The organism is Chondromyces apiculatus DSM 436 (assembly GCF_000601485.1).
Lineage (GTDB): Bacteria > Myxococcota_A > Polyangia > Polyangiales > Polyangiaceae > Chondromyces > Chondromyces apiculatus.
This window is the reverse complement of the sequence record NZ_ASRX01000158.1, coordinates 1-2,279: the sequence shown is the minus strand read 5'-3', so window position 1 is coordinate 2,279 and position 2,279 is coordinate 1. Positions and strand designations below refer to the sequence as shown.

Below are 2,279 nucleotides of genomic sequence, written 5' to 3'. Positions count from 1 at the left end.
AGCCTTGCCTGGTCGCACCTGGGATAGGCTCTTACTTCCTTTCTCTCTGCTTACGAGGGTCGTCCCTACGGCAGATGTTGATAGAATGGGTGGTTGGCAACCGAGTCCCTCGAGGCGGGGGTGGGTCGCGCACCAGACCTGGGTCGCGGCGTCCCCGGTCCCCGGCGACGTTCTTCAGGCGTTCAAGCGGTTCGTGGGAAGCGCGCAAAAATACCGGGCGGTGGCGCGACGTCCGTCCGTATCGCTGGATGCATGAGCGGCACCGTCAATGGCGTGGAGGTCCTTCGGCGATCAGGCGAAAGAGATGGTCAATCGCCTCAGATGTTCCGATCCGCTTGGGCGCGATGCTCTCGACGTATGCACACCAATCTGTCCGCAGCTCTCGCTGGAGTTCCGCTACATCCGCAACATCAGGAAGATCCCTCTTGTTTAGCTGAAACACAATCGGCAAATCGTCTAGGCTCCGTCCCGCGAGTAGGAGATCGGCACGTAGTCTCTTCAGCCAGCCGATGTTGGCTTCACGACGGACTTCCTGCGAATCGACGACGAACACAACGCCTGATGCCTTTGCGAGCCGCTGCAGCACGGGTTCAAATCCCTTGGGTCGCTCCGGAACAGCCATATCGTAGTAGAACTTGGTTGCAAAACTGCTAAAATAGAGAGTCGCTGTTCTGGATCCCAGGTTCACGCTAAAATCTCGGTCGCCTGTTACTGGCTTTTCGAGCTTAGAAACGAAGGTGGCAACTGAAGCAGCGCGACCAGCACCTGGAGGGCCCCAATAGAAAACCAGTTTCTCGTTGCTCATTTTATCACCTGACCTTCGATCATCGTATACACGTTACGAGCATTTCCAACAACTGACTGTCGCCAGGCATTTACGTTCGAATAAACGGCGTTGCGCATAGTGTCAAGAACTCGACCATCGCTCAGAACAACGGAGGTGTGTTGCCACCAGGCCTTCGAAGCCACGCCATCGAGAAGCGGGAGTGGGGTTTTATCGGAAGTTGGAATCAACTGTACAATCTTCCCTTCACCGATCTCGTCAATAAGATAACCTGACAGTTTGTCGCACGATGCTTGTGGTTCAGGATGTGCTTCTCGAACCTTGGCCATCGCTCTCCCTTCCCATGAGGCGATTCCTGCTTGAGGGTTCATCACCTTCTCGACTTTGCTCCCGATCTTGGGGGGATTGGGGGCATCGCCGAGTTTTTTCAGGCGTGCAGCGGCCTTACCCCAGAAAGCTTGGAGTCCAACCCAAATCACCTGCCCGGCCGGGCTGGCATTCTCTTTATCCCCGCGTCCGCCTGGAATGCCGCCACTCACGCCATCGTCGCTTGGGGCATCCATCCCCAACATTCCCAGCACAAAGACGGCGAAATCGAGCAGCGTGTTCCCGGGTCCAGTTCCTGTACCATTCCCTTCCTTGCTACCGTCACCCTTACCGCCTGCTCCGTGGTGCTCACCGGGCCCCACTGGCGTATCTGCATCGCCCGGACGGCCCGAACCTGGCGGCGCCGGAGGCGGAGGTGCGGGCGGAGGGGCCAATGGAGGCGATGGTTTGGGTGCTCCTGAAGGAGGCTGTCTTGGACCACTGGAGCTTCCGGGTGCAGTTGGTTTCAGGTTAATTAGCCTCTGAATTTTTTGGTCGGGTACCCCACTCTTACGTAGCCGCTGGACGTTGGGATCATTTGGATCGAGTGGATTGCGCCCGTCCGGATCTATGAGTCTTACAGGATTCCCTAGCGCATATTCGTACAGGTTGATCCCTGCCTTGATCCCGGCCGGGTCTGGTGCAGTCCACTTCCCTAGCCATGGCGCACAGTATCGCGCCCCGTGATAACATAGTTTCGTCTCTTCGTCCCGCTCCTTGGCCGTGTACCTGTACCTCTTCTGTGAGACCTCGGTGGTCGCTTTGGCGGCGTGGTAGGAGGCCGTTCCGTACGGATGGTACTCCTCGTAGGAAATGACGAGCCCTGCCTCGTCGAGCTCCATCGAGGCAGAGTTGAGGTGGTTCGCGAACTGATAGCGAAGACGACTCTGCGGGGATGTGGCGACGATGGAAGCCTCCACCGTCTTGGTCTCCGCCATGGCGATGCGCCGCGCATCATCCATCACGTGAAACGTCTCTCGCTCCAGGACGAGGTCTGCATTCACCCCTTCTCTGCGGCGGTAGACCTCATAGCTACCCAGGTAGAGCCGCTCCTCGATGATGCCGTTATGAGTCCAGATCTTGCGGACGCGCTCCCCGGCAGCGTCGTACACGTAGTACGCGGTCCCGC

Annotated in this window: 2 protein-coding genes; both read right to left on the bottom strand. The window is 58.0% G+C overall.

The annotated features are described in order from the left end of the window. Window positions 1-265 precede the first annotated feature (265 nt). A complete protein-coding gene (locus tag CAP_RS51770; RefSeq protein WP_156041697.1) occupies window positions 266-805 on the bottom strand; it encodes a P-loop NTPase family protein in 540 nt (179 codons plus the stop codon). After that, window positions 802-2,279 (bottom strand): RHS repeat domain-containing protein (locus tag CAP_RS53160; protein WP_197041604.1); only part of this gene is annotated, 1,478 nt, incomplete at its 5' end. The genes CAP_RS51770 and CAP_RS53160, both read right to left, overlap by 4 nt.

Excerpts from the sequence above, each read along its gene's own strand:
- CAP_RS51770 (WP_156041697.1), bottom strand. The coding sequence starts at position 805 with ATGAGCAACGAGAAACTGGTTTTCTATTGGGGCCCTCCAGGTGCTGGT.